This is a genomic window from Pseudoalteromonas sp. RWi3 (genome assembly GCF_054960735.1).
In genome coordinates this window covers 122,308-141,234 of record NZ_JBHNYL010000007.1, presented here as the reverse complement: position 1 = coordinate 141,234, position 18,927 = coordinate 122,308, and the positions used below count along the sequence as shown (strand labels likewise).

The 18,927-nt window shown below is 40.9% G+C and carries 16 protein-coding genes; 3 read left to right on the top strand and 13 right to left on the bottom strand.

The annotated features are described in order from the left end of the window. Positions 1-4 precede the first annotated feature (4 nt). From ACFI4Z_RS11360 to ACFI4Z_RS11345, 4 genes are all read right to left on the bottom strand, one after another. Positions 5-2,884, bottom strand: coding sequence for a TonB-dependent receptor (locus ACFI4Z_RS11360; RefSeq protein ID WP_462670687.1), 2,880 nt, complete (start codon positions 2,882-2,884; stop codon positions 5-7). 302 nt (positions 2,885-3,186) lie between these two features. Continuing rightward, a complete protein-coding gene (locus ACFI4Z_RS11355) occupies positions 3,187-3,804 on the bottom strand; it encodes a LysE family translocator (RefSeq protein WP_462670686.1) in 618 nt (205 codons plus the stop codon). Further along, on the bottom strand, positions 3,805-3,978 hold the full coding sequence (locus tag ACFI4Z_RS11350; RefSeq protein WP_462670685.1) for a hypothetical protein: 174 nt from the start codon (positions 3,976-3,978) through the stop codon (positions 3,805-3,807). Positions 3,979-3,986: 8 nt separating this feature from the next. Continuing rightward, positions 3,987-4,388: a DUF3224 domain-containing protein gene (locus tag ACFI4Z_RS11345; RefSeq protein ID WP_462670684.1), complete on the bottom strand. Its 402-nt coding sequence runs from the start codon at positions 4,386-4,388 to the stop codon at positions 3,987-3,989. Between the two features lie 89 nt (positions 4,389-4,477). Here ACFI4Z_RS11345 and ACFI4Z_RS11340 point away from each other — a divergent pair, with 89 nt between their 5' ends. Next, positions 4,478-6,259 carry an ABC transporter transmembrane domain-containing protein gene (locus tag ACFI4Z_RS11340; protein ID WP_462670683.1) on the top strand — a complete coding sequence of 594 codons (1,782 nt, stop codon included), beginning with the start codon at positions 4,478-4,480 and terminating at the stop codon, positions 6,257-6,259. A gap of 67 nt (positions 6,260-6,326) precedes the next feature. On the opposite strand, the gene ACFI4Z_RS11335 is transcribed toward ACFI4Z_RS11340, so the two are convergent. Then, positions 6,327-6,959, bottom strand: a complete 633-nt coding sequence (locus tag ACFI4Z_RS11335; protein WP_462670682.1) for an OmpA family protein — start codon at positions 6,957-6,959, stop codon at positions 6,327-6,329. 74 nt (positions 6,960-7,033) lie between these two features. Further along, on the bottom strand, positions 7,034-7,834 hold the full coding sequence (locus ACFI4Z_RS11330) for a substrate-binding periplasmic protein (protein ID WP_462670681.1): 801 nt from the start codon (positions 7,832-7,834) through the stop codon (positions 7,034-7,036). A 222-nt stretch (positions 7,835-8,056) separates the two neighbouring features. On the opposite strand from ACFI4Z_RS11330, the gene chrA reads away from it, so the two are divergent. Then, positions 8,057-9,208, top strand: coding sequence for a chromate efflux transporter (gene chrA, locus ACFI4Z_RS11325; RefSeq protein WP_462670680.1), 1,152 nt, complete (start codon positions 8,057-8,059; stop codon positions 9,206-9,208). On the opposite strand, the gene ACFI4Z_RS11320 is transcribed toward chrA, so the two are convergent. From ACFI4Z_RS11320 to speA, 4 genes are read right to left on the bottom strand one after another with little or no spacing between them, the layout of a single operon-like run. Further along, entirely contained in the window at positions 9,168-10,397 is a 1,230-nt protein-coding gene (locus ACFI4Z_RS11320) for a mechanosensitive ion channel family protein (RefSeq protein ID WP_462670724.1), read from the bottom strand. The two genes, chrA and ACFI4Z_RS11320, sit on opposite strands and share 41 nt — an antisense overlap. Before the next feature lie 29 nt (positions 10,398-10,426). Beyond that, positions 10,427-11,350 (bottom strand): acetyltransferase, encoded by a 924-nt coding sequence (locus tag ACFI4Z_RS11315; protein ID WP_462670679.1) that lies wholly within the window; start codon positions 11,348-11,350, stop codon positions 10,427-10,429. A 19-nt stretch (positions 11,351-11,369) separates the two neighbouring features. Continuing rightward, positions 11,370-12,248: an acyltransferase gene (locus tag ACFI4Z_RS11310; protein ID WP_462670678.1), complete on the bottom strand. Its 879-nt coding sequence runs from the start codon at positions 12,246-12,248 to the stop codon at positions 11,370-11,372. Positions 12,249-12,282: 34 nt separating this feature from the next. After that, positions 12,283-14,160, bottom strand: a complete 1,878-nt coding sequence (gene speA, locus ACFI4Z_RS11305; protein WP_462670677.1) for a biosynthetic arginine decarboxylase — start codon at positions 14,158-14,160, stop codon at positions 12,283-12,285. 200 nt (positions 14,161-14,360) lie between these two features. Here speA and speE point away from each other — a divergent pair, with 200 nt between their 5' ends. Then, complete coding sequence (speE, locus tag ACFI4Z_RS11300) at positions 14,361-15,224, top strand: polyamine aminopropyltransferase (protein ID WP_462670676.1); 864 nt, start codon at positions 14,361-14,363, stop codon at positions 15,222-15,224. 170 nt (positions 15,225-15,394) lie between these two features. Here the strand turns inward: speE and ACFI4Z_RS11295 are convergent, their stop codons facing one another. From ACFI4Z_RS11295 to ACFI4Z_RS11285, 3 genes are all read right to left on the bottom strand, one after another. Beyond that, positions 15,395-16,996: a methyl-accepting chemotaxis protein gene (locus ACFI4Z_RS11295; protein ID WP_462670675.1), complete on the bottom strand. Its 1,602-nt coding sequence runs from the start codon at positions 16,994-16,996 to the stop codon at positions 15,395-15,397. 67 nt (positions 16,997-17,063) lie between these two features. Beyond that, entirely contained in the window at positions 17,064-18,293 is a 1,230-nt protein-coding gene (locus ACFI4Z_RS11290; RefSeq protein WP_462670723.1) for a hypothetical protein, read from the bottom strand. Continuing rightward, on the bottom strand, positions 18,283-18,906 hold the full coding sequence (locus ACFI4Z_RS11285) for a methylamine utilization protein (protein WP_462670674.1): 624 nt from the start codon (positions 18,904-18,906) through the stop codon (positions 18,283-18,285). The genes ACFI4Z_RS11290 and ACFI4Z_RS11285 overlap by 11 nt, the downstream gene beginning before the upstream one ends. Positions 18,907-18,927: the final 21 nt, after the last annotated feature.

Below are 18,927 nucleotides of genomic sequence, written 5' to 3'. Positions count from 1 at the left end.
GCTATTAGTGACTATAGGTAAAACCTAAATAAACCTGACGCCCAAAGTATTGGGTTGTCCCAGTGATACTTTCATTGCCAAAGTAACTCTGGGTTGGTTCATCGGTTAGGTTATTGACCTGTAGTAACATGCCAAATGAATCAGTAAATTGGTAAGAGGTTTGAAAATCGACCACGGTTTCAGCATCGAAATTAACTACCTGTTCGTTAATAGCCACTTGCTCTGATACAAAGTCCGAGCGATAACGCACATTAAGACGAGTTTCAAAGTTATCTTGGCTGTAGAACAAGGTGCCGTTTAGTACGTTTTTAGACAAACCAGGTAAACCTTGCGTCATCGTATCACCGCCTAAGCTGGTGATAGATTCAACTTCGCTCTCTGTGTATGAATAGCTGCCGTTAAAGCCTAAGCCATCAAATGGTGCTGGCAACGATGAAAATACCTGCGTATAAGCAAGCTCAATACCGCGAATGTAACCACCGTTCGCGTTATTAACCGCTGTTGTGTATGTACCATTAGTGGTTGCTACTCGCTCACCACTGACAGGGTTTTCAATAAAGTCCGGCACATTGAAGCCATTACCTTTAAAGTCGAACCCTTCAATAGCGATAGTATCGATAAATGAATCAATATTTTTATAGAACGCAGCTAAAACCAGCGCCCCATCTGACTCATCAAAATAATACTCATAGGATACATCGTACTGATCGGCATAAAATGGTTTCAAGAATGGGTTATTAGTACTTGAACCATTAATTTTTCCTGAGGTTTTATCTGCTTGTGCGCTGGCATCCCCTGCTAAACGATTAATAGGTGGACGCGACATTACTTTCGCAGCAGCAAAACGCAATTGCGTGTTGTCAGACAGCTGGAAGTTTAAGTTCATTGACGGCAGGTAATCAACGTAATCAGTCCCTAGCACATTAGGTAAATAGTTTTGATTCACAATACCTATGCTGTCGGTAATATTTTGTGCTCCGAGGGCTAAATCACCATTCACGTTCTCTAAAATAGTAGCAGATTGATCCGTATCTACCCGACGAACACCTATATTACCTAGTACTGGCATATCGCCAATTTCAGCGTTAATGTTAAGCATTGCATAGGCTGAAAAAACTTCTTCATACACTGAGCCACTTTGTAGCATAGTCCATGAATAATTCGTTTTATAACCTTGTGGATCAACCACACCATCTGCATTACCCCACGTGGTAACTGGCTGAGGTACACCTTGCGGGAACCACGCATTCAAGGCTTTGTCTAAATCTACCGCCAAATAAGACGGGAAATAACTAAACTCGCCCTGCCAATCAACAACATCAACCATATCATCGGTTAATTTAAGTGGCGGCTCGCTTGCTGAAAACGCACCATCATCTCCATACTCAAACACCGAGCGATTATTACTGTATTCGCGGTCAGAATAACGTGCACCAAATTCAACAGAGCTAAACCAGCTGTTATCAAGTTCGTATTTAAAATCAAGTCGATACGCTTTTACTTCATCTTCATTTTTAAAAGGATAAATACCGTATTTACTCACCATCACACGATCAATGTCGCTAAATGCAGCCGCTTGATTAAAGCCTACATCTGGTAAGTTCAATCCGTTGAGTTGATAATTTATTGATACGTTATTATCAAGAACAGATTCTTGTGCGTTGGCATCTTCTGCCACTAACGCCCACAATAAGCCATTACGGAAATTACTTTTTGCGCTCGACAATGACACGTCCATATTAACGTTTAAGCGATCTGTGACCTGCCAATCAGCATTGATCCCGTAACTATCCACTTCATCAAAGTCTTGATTGTCGTCGTTTACAATTTCGACGCGCGTATAGCTTTTTGAGGTACGGTTAACTGAAGCACCGATTACTGAGTTGCCTTCTAATTGCGCATTCGCATAGCTTGCGCTTGGACCGCCTAATTTAACCCGAAAACCACGGGCAAACGATTCAGTATCAAAGCGAGATAAAAACACATCACCTTTAAGCTTAAAATTATCTACCGGAGCCCATTCAATAGCAGCCATGTAGCCGTTTCGAGTTTCTTCACCGCCTAAATGCTGAAGCTCAAAGCCTTCACTGATATATTCGTTTTCAGGTTTAAGTTCTGGGCCATTGGTGTCATTTGCGAGACCATCAACATCTTTATTATCGTTATAAGCAAGACCGATAAACTGGGTAGCAACACTTGGTTGAAATAAACGCGCATAGCCAAGTGCAACACCTAACGTGTCATCAAGGTACTTACCCTGATACGAAAAACTAATGCGATCGCCATATTCAGTGGCATCATTAACCTCGGATGCACGGTCATTAAACATACCGCGAGCATTCACCACAAACTTATGTTTTTTATCATTGCTTAATGGGCTGGCTGTTTGCAGCTCAACAGTACCTGCAACACCCCCTTCAATAAGCGATGCTTTAGGTGATTTATACACTGCTGCTGAGCTAATAAGCTCTGATGGATACTGGTCAAACTCAATGCTACGGCTACCACTGGTCGAAACCTGTTCGCGGCCATTTAAAGTCGAAAATACAAAACCTCCCGACATACCCCGAATGTTGATTTCCGCGGCCTGCCCGCCTGTTCGTACCGCTGAAATACCGGGTAATCGCGTTAATGCATCGGCCATTGATACATCAGGCAATGCGCCTAAGTCATCGGCTGATAGCTGCTCAGATACTGTGTCTGTAAAACGCTTTTGATTTAATGATTGAATTAAACTACGACTAAAACCAGTGACCTCAATCACTTCTAGGTCATCATCTAATTTTGGCTTTACTGCTGCTTTTTCATCGTTTTCAGCTGCAGCTAATGCACTACTTGCGGCAAACATTGCGAGCATTAATGCACTCAGTTTGAATTTCCCCATGAGCTTCCTACCCTATTAATATTATAGTTGTGTGCTGTTTATTTCTAATTGGTGGATAAAATAGAACCAATAAAGTGTAACTAAAAAGTAAATTAAGTGTGATGAATACGTATGCATAAATAAGGGCAATAGCTACAAAGGAGATGTATTTAGTAACTATGTGCTGCGATCGTGTAGATAACGTCAAATGAATCCACTTAGTAACAAAAGATTCAGTTTCACGTCTTTATTTCAAGGAGGAATTTAGTATTGCTAAAAGCAACTTTTAGAGTAGGTGGTAAGGATTAGTAAAAATTAATAATCTACATCATTAGAACCACTCTTATTGCTAGTCCTATAAAAACTATAGCCAATATTTTATCAAGCCAAGGGGAAGATTTTGTAAAAGCAAAGCGCTTTTTTGAAAGCTCAGTCAACGCTGCAACAATCACATACCAACCAGTATCAATGATAAACACAGTGAAACACATGATCATGCCAATCTGAAGATTCAAGTTTTCAGGGTCAATAAACTGCGAAAACAAAGCTAAAAAGAAGACCGCTAATTTAGGGTTTAAAAATGCTATAGCAAAACCATCTTGCATTGCTTGTTTTGCACTGCCGCTTTGCTGAGCTACTTGTAATTCATCATCACAGGATTTTGCTAATAAAATTTTAAGGCCTAGGTATGCTAAATATGCTGCGCCTAAATAGACTAATACTTGATATACAGTAGGAAATTGTAACATCAGTGTACCGAGACCAAGTAATGATGCAGCGGCATAAAAACCCACTCCAATACCGTGGCTAAGTGCCGACAACATGCCATTTCTCATACTACCATGAATGCTGTGTTTTAATACCACAGCAAGGCTTGGCCCAGGCGACATAGCGCCCATCATACAAATAGCAACTAAGCTTAGCCACAAAGATAACGTCATTTACAATTCCGTATTTTCAATAAGTAACGCATAGCCATTTGTTTCGCCGAACAACCCTGTGATCGAGCTTACATTTATCACTTTCCAGCCATCTTGGTTCAATTGATAAATTTTTTCGTTTAGGGCCTCGACGTTTACACCACCAAAGAAGCGTGTCTTTTTAAACTCTATCATTTTTTGCATCATAGTAGCTGATACTCAAAATCATAAAAGTGCATACCCTCTTCGATACGAATCACCATTTTACCTCTCAACCCAGCTAATTCATTACTTCCAGAATCAGGCACTACATTTAAAATTAGGCTGTCTTGTCCTTTATCCATAGTACCAAAATGCTGTAATACAAAGCTGCCTTGTTTGCCTGCAAGCGTGCCAACCACTTGTTCAATTGCCACATAACCGGCACTGCCTTGAGTTGCAGTCATGGCACTGAGCATTTCGCCAGTGCTGCTTGCTTCAAGTTCACCGGTGAACGTTTTATCAATCGACATACGACCTAAATTGATACCATCTATTCCTTTTGCATAGCCTTCAATAGGGTTAAGTTTAACGCTAAATTGACCACTTATTTTGTGAGTTCCCATACTAATCCTTTATTGGTTTTTAACTGCTGTTGTTGAATTTGCGAGTAAAGTAACCATATCTATACCTTATCCATCAAAAAGAATCCAGCATGAGCAGCAGCAAAGCCGAACCAACAGATAAAACTGCCTTTAGTAGTTTAATTCCTATTTTTCAGTTCATTAAACCCTATAAATGGGTAGTTTTCTCAGCCCTTGTCGCACTCCTCGTAACAGCTGGGGTTAATTTATCGCTCGGCCAAGGCGTTAAGTTTGTCATTGACCACGGCTTTATAGCAGGTTCACAAGAGCAACTTAAGCAGGCCGTGCTTGTGCTTATTGGCCTAATAAGTTTATTAGCCATAGGCACCTTTAGTCGTTTTTACTTAATGTCATGGATTGGTGAGCGCGTCAGTAACGATATCCGCAAAGCCGTATTTGATCGAATAGTAACTCTACACCCGAGTTACTTTGAAGAAAACCGCAGTGGTGAGCTGATGTCTCGTTTAACCACTGACACGACATTATTGCAATCTATTATTGGGTCATCGTTTTCGATGGCATTACGCAGTGCGTTAATGCTTATCGGCGGTTTAGTGATGTTATTAATTACTAATTTAAAACTGACTTTAGTCGTAATTACCTGCGTGCCATTAGTGTTAGTGCCCATGATGGTTTTTGGTAAAAAGGTACGCAAATTAGCCAGTTCAAGCCAAGATGCAATAGCAGATATCAGCACCTACGCTGGAGAAATCATTCAAAATATTAAAGTCGTACAAAGTTACAGCCACGAACAACGTGAACGGCACGCTTTTGCGCTTGAGACGGATAAAGCGTTTGCTGTCGCGAAAAGCCGTATTAAACAACGTTCATTTTTAATTGCCGCTGTCATTTTCTTAACGTTCAGTGCGATTAGCATCATGCTTTGGGTAGGTGGTAATGATGTACTTGCAGGTACTATGACAGGCGGTGAATTAGGCGCCTTTGTGTTTTACGCTATTATGGTCGCTATGTCAGTGGCGACCGTTGCCGAAGTGTATGGTGAATTACAACGGGCCGCAGGGGCGGCTGCACGGCTGCTTGAGCTGTTAGCGGTGAAAAGCGAAATTGTAAATCCTGAAACACCGCTTGATGATCAATTGCAATCAAATAAAGAATCAACAGCCATAGAGCTCAATAATATTAGCTTTAATTATCCGTCACGCCCTGATGTAAGCGCACTTAAAAATGTAACGCTTAATATTAAACAAGGCCAAACAGTGGCGATAGTAGGCCCATCCGGCGCAGGTAAAACCACTCTTTTTGAATTACTTCAACGCTTCTACGACCCTGCCTGTGGCGATATTAAGTTTCATGGTATTAATATTAAAGACTTATCACTTAATAAATTACGTAATAGCATGGGTATGGTGGCGCAAAACCCGATTTTATTTAGCTCAGATGTAATGCACAACATTCGCTATGGCAACCCAAACGCAACGGATGAACAAGTCGTTGCCGCTGCTAAGCACGCTCATGCTGATGAGTTTATAACGCAATTACCAAACGGCTATGAAAGCTTTTTAGGTGAACAAGGTGTGCGCTTATCTGGCGGACAAAAACAACGTATTGTACTCGCCCGCGCGATTTTAAAAGACCCTGAAATACTGTTACTTGATGAAGCAACTAGCGCGCTTGATGCGCAAAGTGAGCATCATGTTCAAGCCGCACTTGAACATTTAATGCAGCATCGTACAACCCTGATCATCGCTCATCGCTTAGCCACGGTAAAACACGCCGATGTCATTGTGGTGATGGAGCAAGGTGAGATAATTGCCACTGGTACGCACCAGCAATTAATAGCGTCAAACCCACTTTACAAGCAACTGTGTGAATTACAGTTTAATAGGGATTGAGGGGGGAGCGGTCAGCGGTAAATAGTCTCAATCATTTGCTTAGGCAGCAAATGATTGAGATAAAATATTAACCTTCAGTATTTGGCACGATTTGAATTTCTACACGGCGGTTTTGCGCGCGACCATTGGCACTTTCGTTGCTAGCAATAGGCTGTGTTTCACCATAGCCTCGCGTGCTAATACGCCCAGCTAGAATTTGCTGATTTACTAAATAGCCTTTTACGCTTTGCGCACGCTGCTCTGATAGCGTCATGTTGTAGCTGTCTTTACCTGTACTATCGGTATGGCCTTCAATACTAAGATACGTTTTTTCGTATTTATTCATTACTTTTGCAATAGCATCAAGTGTATTGTGAAAACCAGATGAAATATAGGATTGATCAGTTGCAAAGGTAATATTAGATGGCATGACTAAGCGTAAATTATCTCCCTCACGCACCACTTCAACACCAGACCCTGCAAGTTCATCACGAAACGCCTCTTCTTGCTTATCCATATAATCGCCAACAGCAGCACCAGCTAAAGCACCAATTGCTGCGCCGATAAAGATACGCTTATCATCATGGTCGCCTGTTGCTTTACCTAGGACAGCACCTGTAGCAGCCCCTATTGCAGCACCCGTTCCAGTATTCGTAGTTTCACAACCTGTGAGTAATACGCCGACGATTGTTGCAGATAAAAGTGATTTAGTTAATTTCATGGTGTGTCCTTGGTGATTAATTCGATTGATTATCAGGTTAGCAATATGTTTATGAACAAAAAATGAAGTGCGAATTAAAAGTCCAGCATTTGTGAAGTGATAGGAGGTAGTTTGTACGGAGCAACAAGCTCAGTTAACTGACCACTTTTAGCCATTTGTTGCATTTGAATACGGAGTTTTTGAGCAATCACATTTGTTGCGAATTTTTTATTAAACGCAAGGTAGCCAAAAATAGTGTCTTTGTAACGATAGTCCATCTTGACTAACTTATTGGATGGTTGATTTAACACACTCATAGCATGATCAGCCGTATCTTCTACTGCGATCACTAAATCTACTCGCTCTTTTAATAACAAATCCATAGCCGTCTGCTCTGTCAGTACAGGAACTTTTATTAATTTTTCGTCTTCATTAAAGCGCTTAAAATAAGCCGCGCCTCGCATAACCGCTATTTTCTTCCCATAGAGTTCGTCATAATTGGTTATATTTAACTGACTTTTATGGCGTGCATAAAATACAAATGACGATGACAAAGCCATATAAGCGGGCTTAACAAACACCATTTTTTGTTGGCGCTCAGGCGTTAATATTAATCCCCCCATCGCATCAACTTCACCTTGTTCTAACATGCGTATGCAACGTGAGAATGGGCAACCAACTAATTCAATTTTAAATGTAAGGTTTGCTTGCATTGCTCTTACAATGTCAACAACTGCTCCGCTAATCTCTCCATCAGGGGTGATTTGGCTATAAGGTGGCGCATGATCGACAGCAATAGAGACTTTAGGTGCTTTTGTTTGAGCATGAGACTCTACGGCAATTAAGCTGGATGCTAAAAAGAAAAAAGTAGGAAGAATATAGCCAATAAATTGCATAGCTTATTACATTTGATTAAACCTTTATTACATTATATACCCAAACCTCCTCAATATGTCAGTTTCAGTTGTAATTAAAGCGATTTGGCAAGGCATTGATTGCGTGTAATAGTAACTCTGTTGTTAAAAGTAACAACGCAGTATAAGGTTTAAAAATCATTAAAATGTCACATTAATTTGTCATAATGAAATAAAAAAGTCATAAAGGAAAATAGAGCTATTATGTTGTTTGCTATTTTTAAACAGTTTTTTTTACTTGGCTGTATGAGTTTTGGAGGACCTGCGGCGCATTTAGGCTATTTTAGGAATCATTTTGTAGATAACTTGAAATGGTTAAATAATCAGCGTTATGCGCAATTGATCAGCCTCAGTCAAGCACTCCCAGGGCCTGGCTCTAGTCAAGTTGGGTTTGCAATTGGTGTTGAGCGCCATGGCTTGCTTGGCGGTATTGCAGCTTTTATCGGGTTTACGTTACCGTCTTTACTGATCATGCTGCTATTAGCCCTCAGTGCGCACCAATTTGACAGTATCTACTTTGCCGTAGTGACAGGCCTTAAACTTTTTGCTGTGGTAATAGTGGCAGATGCAACTTTGAGCATGGCAAAGAGCTTTTGCACAAGCTGGCTATTAAAAGCAATTGCCCTAGCAAGTACACTGCTGTTGCTATTGCAGCCTAACCTTTTTAGCCAAATTGCTGTATTAGTTGTCGCTGCTGCCATTGGCGCTATTTGGCCTTTGCTAAAGTTACCCAAAGATCTTGATACCCCGCCTTCAACAATCAGTCACATTAATTGGGTCGCACTGGGCTTATTTTCACTGTTGTTGGTACTTAGCTTTATGCCTTTAGACGACAAAGCCGAACTGTTTGCACCGTTTTATCAAGCCGGTGCAATGGTATTTGGTGGCGGTCATGTTGTATTACCTATACTCCAAGCTGGGATAACAAACTTAAGCACAGAACAATTCTTAAGTGCATATGCCAGTGCTCAGGCTGTACCCGGCCCCATGTTCACTATAGCCACTTATTTAGGTACGCAGTTTTCAGGCGTCAACCCAATCACAGGAGCGCTGCTTGCAACGTTGCTTATTTTCTTACCTGGCTTATTACTAATGTTTGCGCTGCAAAAAAGTTGGTTGCAATTAGCTCAACGTCCTCGTTTTGCCAGTAGCATTGCCGCACTCAATGCCGCTGTAGTCGGTTTTTTAGCAGCGGCGCTGTACTCACCAATTTGGACTTCAGCAGTTCATAATATATTGCACATTGCACTTGTTATTGCAGCATTTGCCTGGCTGCGGTTAACAAAGCCACCTATATGGTGGCTACTGATAGGCTTTATTTTTGTGGGGCTTGGTCAGCAGTATTTGCCACTTTGATCGATGGTTTTGAACTATTCGGCTGTGGTGTTGCAGGGCTAAATTGCCCTGTAACGCTTTGATAAGGTCGTAAGTCAAACAAAGGCAATACTGCTAACAGGTGATCCATAATTTCTGCTTGTAGGTGCTCAAACGATATCCAGCGTTTATCTTGGCTAAAGCAGTAAAACTCTATAGGTAACCCGTGATTAAATGGCTGTAGTTCACGTACCATAAGCGTTAAAGAAGTGTTTATCTTTTCATGCTGTTTTAAGTACCCTTCAGCATAACGACGAAACAGCCCTAAGTTTGATACTGGATCAGGTAATGTACTTAACTTAATGTAGTCATTTAACACAATGGCTTGTCCCAATATGTTAGTGAGCTCATCATCTACGAGTCGAATGCTATTCATATCAATATTCAATGAGCGTTTTATACGACGTCCGCCTGATTCCTGCATTCCGCGCCAATTTTTAAATGACCCGGCCACCAGCATATAGGTTGGAATAGTGGTAATTGTGTTATCCCAATTACGCACTTTAACGGTGTTTAAACCCAGATCAATTACCTCACCATCGGCGCCATAATTTTCAACTTGAATCCAATCACCATAAGTCACTAAGCGGTTTGCGGCAATTTGAATACTCGCAACAAACCCTAAAATGGTGTCTTTAAAAACCAGTAAAGTAACCGCCGCGATAGCACCAAACCCTGAGAGGATATAAGTCGGTGATTTTTCAAGTATGATACTCACGATCAAGATTGCACAAATCATAAAGGTGATCAATTTAACAACTTGAATCAATCCTTGAATAGGCACTTCACGTGCAAACTCAAGCTGATTGTAAATCCCACCTGCAATACTCACTATGCTACTGATAATGAAGCCGATATGGATGATTAGCAGTGTTTGCCCGATAATTTTAAAAACCTCAGCTGAAAATTCACCTACTGGGTAAATGCTATCAAACGTAGCTAAAAACAAAACGCAGCATAACATGCCAGCAAAACGACGATTTAGCTTTGTCAGCATCGGCGCAAGAGCGCCTATGCGCTGTGGAGACACTTTAGTCACCACAGCCTGAATGCCAGGCAGCATTAATCGTCCTGTAAATAAATACACGAACAATAAAGAACACACACCGATTGCTGTGGCAGTTAGCGCGCTGAGAAGTGACGCGTCAGGGACACCTTCAAACCATGGCATTATGAGCTGCTGCAAATCTGTTTGTTTAGTCACGGGATTTCTATCTCCTTATCATCCATTATTAATGGGTCAATACTGTATTGTGTATATGCCAGTGCTAGCTCACTGTCTTTTGTCATCCATAACTGATTAATATTTTTTTGAAATTGTGCTCGAAATTCAATGTCTTGTTGGTAATTACCTATTAAATTTGGAGTGACAGGTGTCAACGTAATCGTCACGGTTATTTTATTTAACTGCCCACGTAAAAAACTGCCACAAATATGATCACTTTCGCCCTTGTACATCAAGGTAGTGTTGAGTATGGCATCAAATTGCTCCCCTAGCACCTCTAACGCAAAAGCGACACCACCCGCTTTAGGTTTAAGCAAGTGTTTAAATGGGCTACGCTGAACCTGATGTTTCAATGCAGTAAAACGCGTACCTTCAACAAAGTTAATTATCGTTGTTGGGTGGCTGCGAAAGTGCTGACAGCTTCGTTTTGTGCGCTCAACATCGAGCCCCTTTAGTTTTGGGTTACGTGCTTTTTGCGCTTTTGTAACTCGCTTCATAAATGGCATTCCCATTGCCCAGGCGCCAGAACCGATAAGAGGCACGTACTTCAACTCATCTTTTAAAAAGAATTTAGGCGCAGGCAACGCATCTATCGCACTTAATACAACGACATCAAGCCAGCTAAAATGATTTGAAATTAACAAGTACCAACCATGCTTGTTTACATCGCCAACAATTGTGACATCAAGTTGCGCATAACTTAAATACAAGCCAAGGTGATTACCACTGCACCACCCTTGATAGGCAAGGTGCAATAAGTCACTCACCCATGCAAAAGGTAATACGAGTTTAATAAGCCCCAGAATGAGCACTAACGTACCCCATAGCAAAGTATTGCTAAAAAGCACAGTGCATACAAACAGGCTATTTAGCCAGTTCGGTATGATTTTCTTTAGCATATAGACTCGCTTTTTATAATCACTTAGATTGCTGCTCTAACTTGATAATTTGCTGTTCTTTTTCTTCCCACAATCGGTTTAGCTCAGACTGAAAGCGCACTCTAAACTCATTATCAGCGGTGTAATCTCCGATCAACTCTGGGCTGACAGGCAACACTTCAACATGAACATTGATATTTTTTACACGCCCACTGGCGAAGTCGATAAAAGTAGGAATACCATCGGGGTACTGAATAGTCACGTTCACCACTTTTGATATTTGTTCTCCCATCGCCTGCATTACAAATGCTATGCCACCCGCTTTAGGTTTAAGTAAATGTGGAAATGGGCTTTTTTGACGCTGATGTTTTGCCTGCGTAAAACGCGTTCCTTCAACAAAATTGACAATACTCACTGGCATTTCTTTAAACTTTTCACAGGCTTTGCGGGTTGTTTCTAAATCTTTACCACGCAATTTAGGGTTCTTTTTAAGTTGGCTTTTGCTAGTACGAGTCATAAATGGAAAGTCTAAAGCCCACCACGCTAAACCCAGTATTGGCACATAGATTAATTCTTTTTTTAAAAAAAAGTTCAGGAATGGGATTTTGCGATTCAATAACCGTTGTAATACCAGAATATCGACCCAGCTTTGGTGGTTAGCAATAATCAAATACCAATCTTTGAGCTTAACCTGCTCAAGACCAGTCACATTTAGTTGATACGGTGTAAATACATTTTGATTGAATGAGTTGCAAGTCACCCACATAGTAGCGCATTTTTTAGCTGCCCAACTCATGGCTTTTTGCAATGGTTTAATTGGCAGTAATTTAATTAAGCCAAAAATAAAAATGGGAATAAACCAAATCACAGTATTTAGGGCGTAAAAAAACATACTAAAAACACAGCGGATCATAGACATTACGACTTAATTCCTTTCATTAAATTGTCTGATATTAATCTTCAAAATAGGTGTAACCGGCTAACCCTGCATTTAGCTCAACTAAATACTGCGCTTTCTCTGCGTCACTAACGGTTAATTCTGCAATCGTGTTGGCAAAGTTCTCGGCTAAAATTGCGCTATCATAGTCAACAAACTTTAATACATCCTTAACGCTATCACCTTTTATTGCGTTGGTTAATTGGTAACCTTGTTCGTTCAGCTCCACATGCACTGAATCTGTATCGCCAAATAAATTATGTAAATCACCTAAGATCTCTTGGTACGCACCAACCATAAACATAGCAATATGGTATTGCTGGCCAGGCTGATACTGAGGAATAGGTAAACTTGTTTCAATACCTGCACCTTCGACATATTCGCGAATTTGACCGTCTGAATCACAGGTTATATCCTGAATAATCGCCCGTTGTGTTAATGGTTTATCCAAGTTTTCTATTGGCATCACAGGAAATAGTTGTTGGATACCCCAAACATCTGGCAGTGATTGAAACAATGAAAAGTTCACAAATAACTTATCTGCTAGCTTTTCATTTAAATCATCTAATACTTCGCGGTGAGCACGTGCATTACTTAAAGACGCGCGAACGCGATGTAAAATAGTGAAATACAGCTGCTCTATTTTCGCCCACTCCATCATACTTACTAACCCATGGACGTATTGATCATGTGCTTCGCTAAATAGATGCATTGCATCGTGGTAGATCTCTAAAGCCATACGTGGAGTTAAACGTTGTAAACATTGCCACATTTCATCTAACACTAACACGCTATTTGGCTCTGGGGCGCTTGGATTAGCGTAATTAGGCGCAGTTTCAACATCAATAACATCAGTAATCAAAACGGCGTGATGGGCTGTGAGTGCACGGCCTGACTCAGTAATAATAGCGGGATGAGTAAGCGAATGTTGTTCACACACTTCAGCGAATGCATTAACCACATTACGCGCATATTCATCAACTGTGTAATTCATAGAGCATGCACTGCGTGAGCCTGAGCCTTCATAATCAACACCTAAGCCACCACCTACATCGACGGTGTTTAGTGGTACACCTAATTGAGTCAGTTCAGCAAAGTGACGCGCGCACTCGCGTAACGCCCGATGAATGTCGCGAATATTGGCAATCTGAGAACCTATATGAAAATGTACCATTTGCATCAGATGCAATTTATTGTGTTGCTTTAGCACTTCAACAGCACTTAACACTTGCCCTGCTGTTAAGCCAAACTTACCTTTTTCTCCACCGGTATTTTGCCATTTACCTTTTCCAACCGAATTCAAACGGATGCGGATGCCAATTGCAGGTTCAATGCCTAAATCTTCAATTTCAGCCAGTAAAGTGGTTAATTCAGATAGTTTTTCGACCACTATTTTGACTTTATGTCCCATCGCCTGACCAATACACGCAAGGCGTAAAAACTCACTGTCTTTGTAGCCATTGCAAACAATTGTAATCGGTGAGGTGGCAACGCCAAGTATAGCCATAAGCTCGGGCTTTGAACCTGCTTCAAGACCCACTAAACCACTTGGGTGAGCTAATAGTTTACTTACAACCGAACGCTGTTGATTTACTTTAATTGGGTATACACACGTATACTGACCTTGATAGTCGCGAGCATCGCGTGCTTTACAAAATGCACTAGTGAGCGTGTCTACTCGGTTTTGTAAGATATCAGTAAATCGCACCAGTACGGGTAGCGTTAACCCTTGCTTTTTAAATTGCTCTGTTAATTCGCTTAACGAAATTGCCGTTTTAGTTTGATCGCCATCAGGATAAGCGACCAACTCGCCTTGGCTGTTTATATCAAAATAACCGTCACTCCAATGAGCAACGTTATAAGTAGCGCGTGCTGTGTCTAAACCCCAAGTCATGGCAAATCTTCTTAAGTTAACTGTTTGGCGGAATCGGTTATTTTAATACGTCATGACATCCTACGCTAACAAAAATTAACCTTTAAGCCAAAGCGAGAAGAAAATATTCGCTATACTGATAAAAATTTCATTGAGCAAACCGCCAACCACTGGCAGAATTGCCCCCTTTTCCTTACTCAACTAAAAGTGTAGCTAGCGACATGGCAAATTTAGATCAAAGCAAATGGTTTACCGAAATCAGTGAACGCGACGGCAGTGCGTTTTCTCTACGTATTAATAAAAAATTAGACGAAAAACAATCTCCTTTTCAAAAAGTTGAAATGTTCGAAACCACAGATTTTGGCAACTTAATGGTTATTGATGGTTGCACAATGGTAAGCAGTCGTGAAAACTTCTTTTATCATGAAATGATCAGCCACCCAGCATTGTTAGCCCATCCAAACCCTAAAAATGTAGTTATTATTGGTGGTGGCGACTGCGGTACACTACGTGAAGTACTAAAACACACAAGTGTTGAGTCTGTAATACAAATTGATATCGACGAAGTCGTTACACAAATGTCGCTTAAGTATTTTCCCGAGCTATGTGAAGCAAACCAAGACTCCCGCGCAACAGTAATGTTTGATGATGGAATTAAATACATGCGCGAAGTAGCACCTGAGTCTATCGATATTGTAATTGTTGATGGCACAGACCCTGTAGGCCCAGGCGAGGGGTTATTCAACCACGCCTTTTACACAAGCTGCTTAAAAGCATTGCGCCCTGGTGGGATCATGGTACAACAAAGTGAGTCTCCTTTAATGCATATGCCTTTGCTTGTTGAAATGCGCGATGCAATGACTGACGTAGGCTTTAATGACTTACAAACATTGCCATTCCCACAACCTATTTACCCAAGTGGGCTATGGTCGGTAACACTTGCGCGTAAAGGTGAAGAATTTGCAGGCTTTAGGGAAGATGCAGCAACTGACCTTGCAAAGAGTACAGAGTATTACAACAGTGGGATTCATTATGGTGCGCTTGCAACACCAAACTTTATGCAGCGCGCATTCGATAAAAAATAAAGGGTAATCCTCGAAGTTGATTTAAATTTAAATGTCGTTAAAAAGGGGCTTTGTAGCCCCTTTTTGCTGCAATATAGTTTCAGTTGGTATTAAAAGCGATTTAGGCAAGGCATTGATTGCAAGTACTAGTGGTTTTATTGTTAAAATTAATAACGCAGTATAAATCGCTTTTAAACTTTAAAACGTTTCACTAAATTGCTTAACTTACCTGTTAGTTGATTCATCCTAAGTGCCACATCTTCTGTTGAGCGAGCAAGCTCTCCACCTTGTAATGTTTGATCATTGAGCGATGATAAATTGTGACTTATTTCTTGTGCGACAGTTGTTTGCTCATCCGTTGCATGCGCTGTTTGCAACGCCATTTCATTAACTTTAATAGATGAGCTTTGCATAGCGTTGAGTACGTCGTTAGTTTGACTAAATGACGCCACGGCTTCATCTGCAAGCCCTTTACCACTGTTTATAGCTGTTAAGGACTGCTCTACACTGCTAGCAAACTGCTCAACCATGTTTTGAATATCATTGGTGCTTTCTTGAGTGCGCGTTGCCAACGTTCGAACTTCATCAGCTACCACAGCAAACCCACGCCCTTGCTCACCAGCTCGGGCCGCTTCAATTGCAGCGTTAAGTGCAAGCAGATTAGTTTGCTCTGCAATAGCACGTATTACCTCTAGCACCTTGGCTATATTGTCAGAGCTTTGCTGTAACTCTGTTGATTTACTACTAGCGTGCTCCATGTTTTCAGACAATGCGATAATTTTATTACTAGAGCTGGCTACGGCGCTAAGCCCATCCTTTGCTAAAGCTTGCGAGTTATCAGCCTCTTTAGACGATTGCTGAGCTACACTTGCAACCTCACGACTGGCAACACTCATTTGATGGACTGCACTAACAATAGATTCTGATGCCTGGTTGAGTTTTTGGTTAACATCGCTATTTTGGTTTGCAAACTGGTTTAAATCCCCACCCAAGGTGTTTAATTCATTCGCTTGTTCTAAAATATCGCGTATAAGCTGCTGCAAATTATCTAAAAAGCGGTTAAATGCGGTAGCAAGCTCAGAAAATTCATCTTGGCTTTTGATTGATATTCGCCCTGTTAAATCACCATCGCCTGACGCTATTTCATTGATCCTATTAGTGACATAATTCATTTGTTTAGTTAATTGACGCGGAATTTGGTAACTAAACCACCCTGCGATTAGTAGGATTATTGCGCTCATCAAAAGTAACAGCCACTTAGTGCTGCTAACCTTATCAATGAGCTTTTGCTTTTCAGTTTTAGATACCGACTCAGCACGCTCTCCAGCTTTATCTAAAATATCACGTAAAGCATTAAATTCACCATCAGCCGCCTGCCTCAGAGAGTTATTTTGGGGTGCATTTATAAATGCCTCTGAAGCGGATAACCAACGAGAATATGCCGTATCAAAATTATTAAAACTAGCGGTGATTTCTGGATAAACCGACAGGTAGTTTAAGTATTGATTAAAACGATCTGCAACCTGCTGCGCATTTTCACTGTGGCTTTGTAACTCTTCTGCATCACCTTGTTTATTGGTTACTAAGTGAAGCTCCGCGACTTTCGCTTGATAAAGGTCTCTATCAGCATTTAAAACAACCGAAATTGCATTTAAAAAGCGCTCAGATTGAGATTCAAGCGCTACTTTTTGCAAGTTAATTAAATAAGTATAACCTGCAATTAATACAATAATGACCATGCCTAACAGCACGATAGGTAACGAACTTTTGACACGAATGCTTTGTAACTTCATTTATCACCTCAACATACTCATGAGATTAAAGTATAAAGATAGTAGATAAACATCGTATTGCCTAAAATCAGAATCGCCACTGCACATTTAATGCAATTTGTTGTTGTGAAATACGCGACGATAATCCCATTGTCTGGCGATTATCTGCTTGGCTACGTAACGCAGAAGCTTCGACTCCCAATTGCCATTGCCGATTGAGCTGATAACGCCACGTTGCAGTCACGCTTTCGCCATGACTTGAATTTGGATCAAATGCCCAATCATCTTTATCAGTGACTTCAAAATAGTCATAACGAAGAGAAAGTCGGTGTTGCGCTAATTTATGACTTAATAAGGCAAAGTGACTATAAAATCGATTATCAACTCCGCGTTTAGCCCCCATTGCTGTGCGACCTGACATCACCTGTATAACTAGTCGCGTTTTGCTAGTGAATTTATACAGCCATGCGGCACTTGAAAAACGCGTATCCCATGCGTATTGCCCTGTGCTGTAATTAATCGCAGCGGGGTCACCATTATTGTCATAATAATAAAACCTAAATTGAGATTGCTTTAAATAATCCCAATGCATGCCAACATAGTAACCGTAACGTCCATCCACCTCTTCAAATGGTAATACTTGATTAGCTTGAAACTGAAGCTGTGGTGTATTGAGTGAAGTAACAGGCGCAAATGCAATACTTTCGTTAAATGTTGTTTGCCTGTCATGCAGTGCAAAGCCCCGCCAAGCCAATAAGGTGCCGGCAGGGTCATTTCCTTTAAATGTTGCACCAATAAATGAAAAGCTATGCGCACTGTTAAAGCTGCGCCCTGGACGTTTTATTGTAGCTTCAACGCCCAGTGTGCGGAGCTCTTCACCTACCCATGAGTTAATGGCTGAATTGGTATAATTATAAGGAGACAACCATCCCATGTCTGGATTTTCAAGTGAGAGTAATGGGTAAAACCCACCGACTCGAAGGTGCCATTTATATTTGCTCCGTGTCAGCGGCTTGTACTGTAGATAAGCTTGCGTAAAACCCAGCGTAGGTTCTGGGTCCTGATAAGCATTTATAACACCATGAGCAGACCATGCAGTAGTTAAATCAGTGCGAAAATCAAGCATCCCCTGTGATAACAGTAACCCATCTGTGTCAGTATCATAGCGATATAAGCCAACACCACTTTCCTGCCAACTTGCTTGTGAGTCACCCTTAACAGCACTTACTTGCAACAACCCTTTTATTTGTGCGCTTGCATTAAAAGCAGTTACAACACTTAGTATAACAATGGAATAAAAGGTGTATTTAATAATCATCATATTCATCTACACCAATTGCAATGCGCGGTATTAACGCTTGTTTGAGTTCATAACGAGTAGCGTCACTATTTACAGTTATTTGCTGTGACTCGGTAGAGCTGATATCACTAAAGCCCTCATGCCATGTATTGATGGTGTAATCCCCCTGTGGAATATCTAATGTTAACTGCCCTTGCTCATCAGTAATACCATAGTATGGACTGTCAACGACCACAATATAACCTAGCATCCAATCATGTATGTTACACCCTAGCTCAACCACACCAGTTTGGTCGAAAATGATTGGTTCTTGAGGTTGTTCACGATAAAGCTTAAGTTCAAACGACTTACTTTTAGAAAACGAATACACATGATGCATAATCGAATCTGCATTAGGGAAATCAACGAGGCCATTTTTTTCAACAACTAGAATATGTGGCATGAACTGGCGATCTTTTTGCTCCATCACAAACGTAGTTTCAGGCTTAGGGGGTTCTGCAATGGGGGTTGTAGGTTGCAACCACACCACAACATTAGGTTGTATTTGCTGGCTTTGATTATAAACAGTAAGGGTGACTGCTTGACTATTGAACGCCAACAACATTAATAAAATAACACTAAGAAGCTTCATCTGGGTGACAATATTATTATT

Coding starts and splice junctions, on each gene's coding strand:
- ACFI4Z_RS11360 (WP_462670687.1), bottom strand. CDS start 2,884: ATGGGGAAATTCAAACTGAGTGCATTAATGCTCGCAATGTTTGCCGCA.
- ACFI4Z_RS11355 (WP_462670686.1), bottom strand. CDS start 3,804: ATGACGTTATCTTTGTGGCTAAGCTTAGTTGCTATTTGTATGATGGGC.
- ACFI4Z_RS11350 (WP_462670685.1), bottom strand. CDS start 3,978: ATGATAGAGTTTAAAAAGACACGCTTCTTTGGTGGTGTAAACGTCGAG.
- ACFI4Z_RS11345 (WP_462670684.1), bottom strand. CDS start 4,388: ATGGGAACTCACAAAATAAGTGGTCAATTTAGCGTTAAACTTAACCCT.
- ACFI4Z_RS11340 (WP_462670683.1), top strand. CDS start 4,478: ATGAGCAGCAGCAAAGCCGAACCAACAGATAAAACTGCCTTTAGTAGT.
- ACFI4Z_RS11335 (WP_462670682.1), bottom strand. CDS start 6,959: ATGAAATTAACTAAATCACTTTTATCTGCAACAATCGTCGGCGTATTA.
- ACFI4Z_RS11330 (WP_462670681.1), bottom strand. CDS start 7,834: ATGCAATTTATTGGCTATATTCTTCCTACTTTTTTCTTTTTAGCATCC.
- chrA (WP_462670680.1), top strand. CDS start 8,057: ATGTTGTTTGCTATTTTTAAACAGTTTTTTTTACTTGGCTGTATGAGT.
- ACFI4Z_RS11320 (WP_462670724.1), bottom strand. CDS start 10,397: ATGCCATGGTTTGAAGGTGTCCCTGACGCGTCACTTCTCAGCGCGCTA.
- ACFI4Z_RS11315 (WP_462670679.1), bottom strand. CDS start 11,350: ATGCTAAAGAAAATCATACCGAACTGGCTAAATAGCCTGTTTGTATGC.
- ACFI4Z_RS11310 (WP_462670678.1), bottom strand. CDS start 12,248: ATGTCTATGATCCGCTGTGTTTTTAGTATGTTTTTTTACGCCCTAAAT.
- speA (WP_462670677.1), bottom strand. CDS start 14,160: ATGACTTGGGGTTTAGACACAGCACGCGCTACTTATAACGTTGCTCAT.
- speE (WP_462670676.1), top strand. CDS start 14,361: ATGGCAAATTTAGATCAAAGCAAATGGTTTACCGAAATCAGTGAACGC.
- ACFI4Z_RS11295 (WP_462670675.1), bottom strand. CDS start 16,996: ATGAAGTTACAAAGCATTCGTGTCAAAAGTTCGTTACCTATCGTGCTG.
- ACFI4Z_RS11290 (WP_462670723.1), bottom strand. CDS start 18,293: ATGATTATTAAATACACCTTTTATTCCATTGTTATACTAAGTGTTGTA.
- ACFI4Z_RS11285 (WP_462670674.1), bottom strand. CDS start 18,906: ATGAAGCTTCTTAGTGTTATTTTATTAATGTTGTTGGCGTTCAATAGT.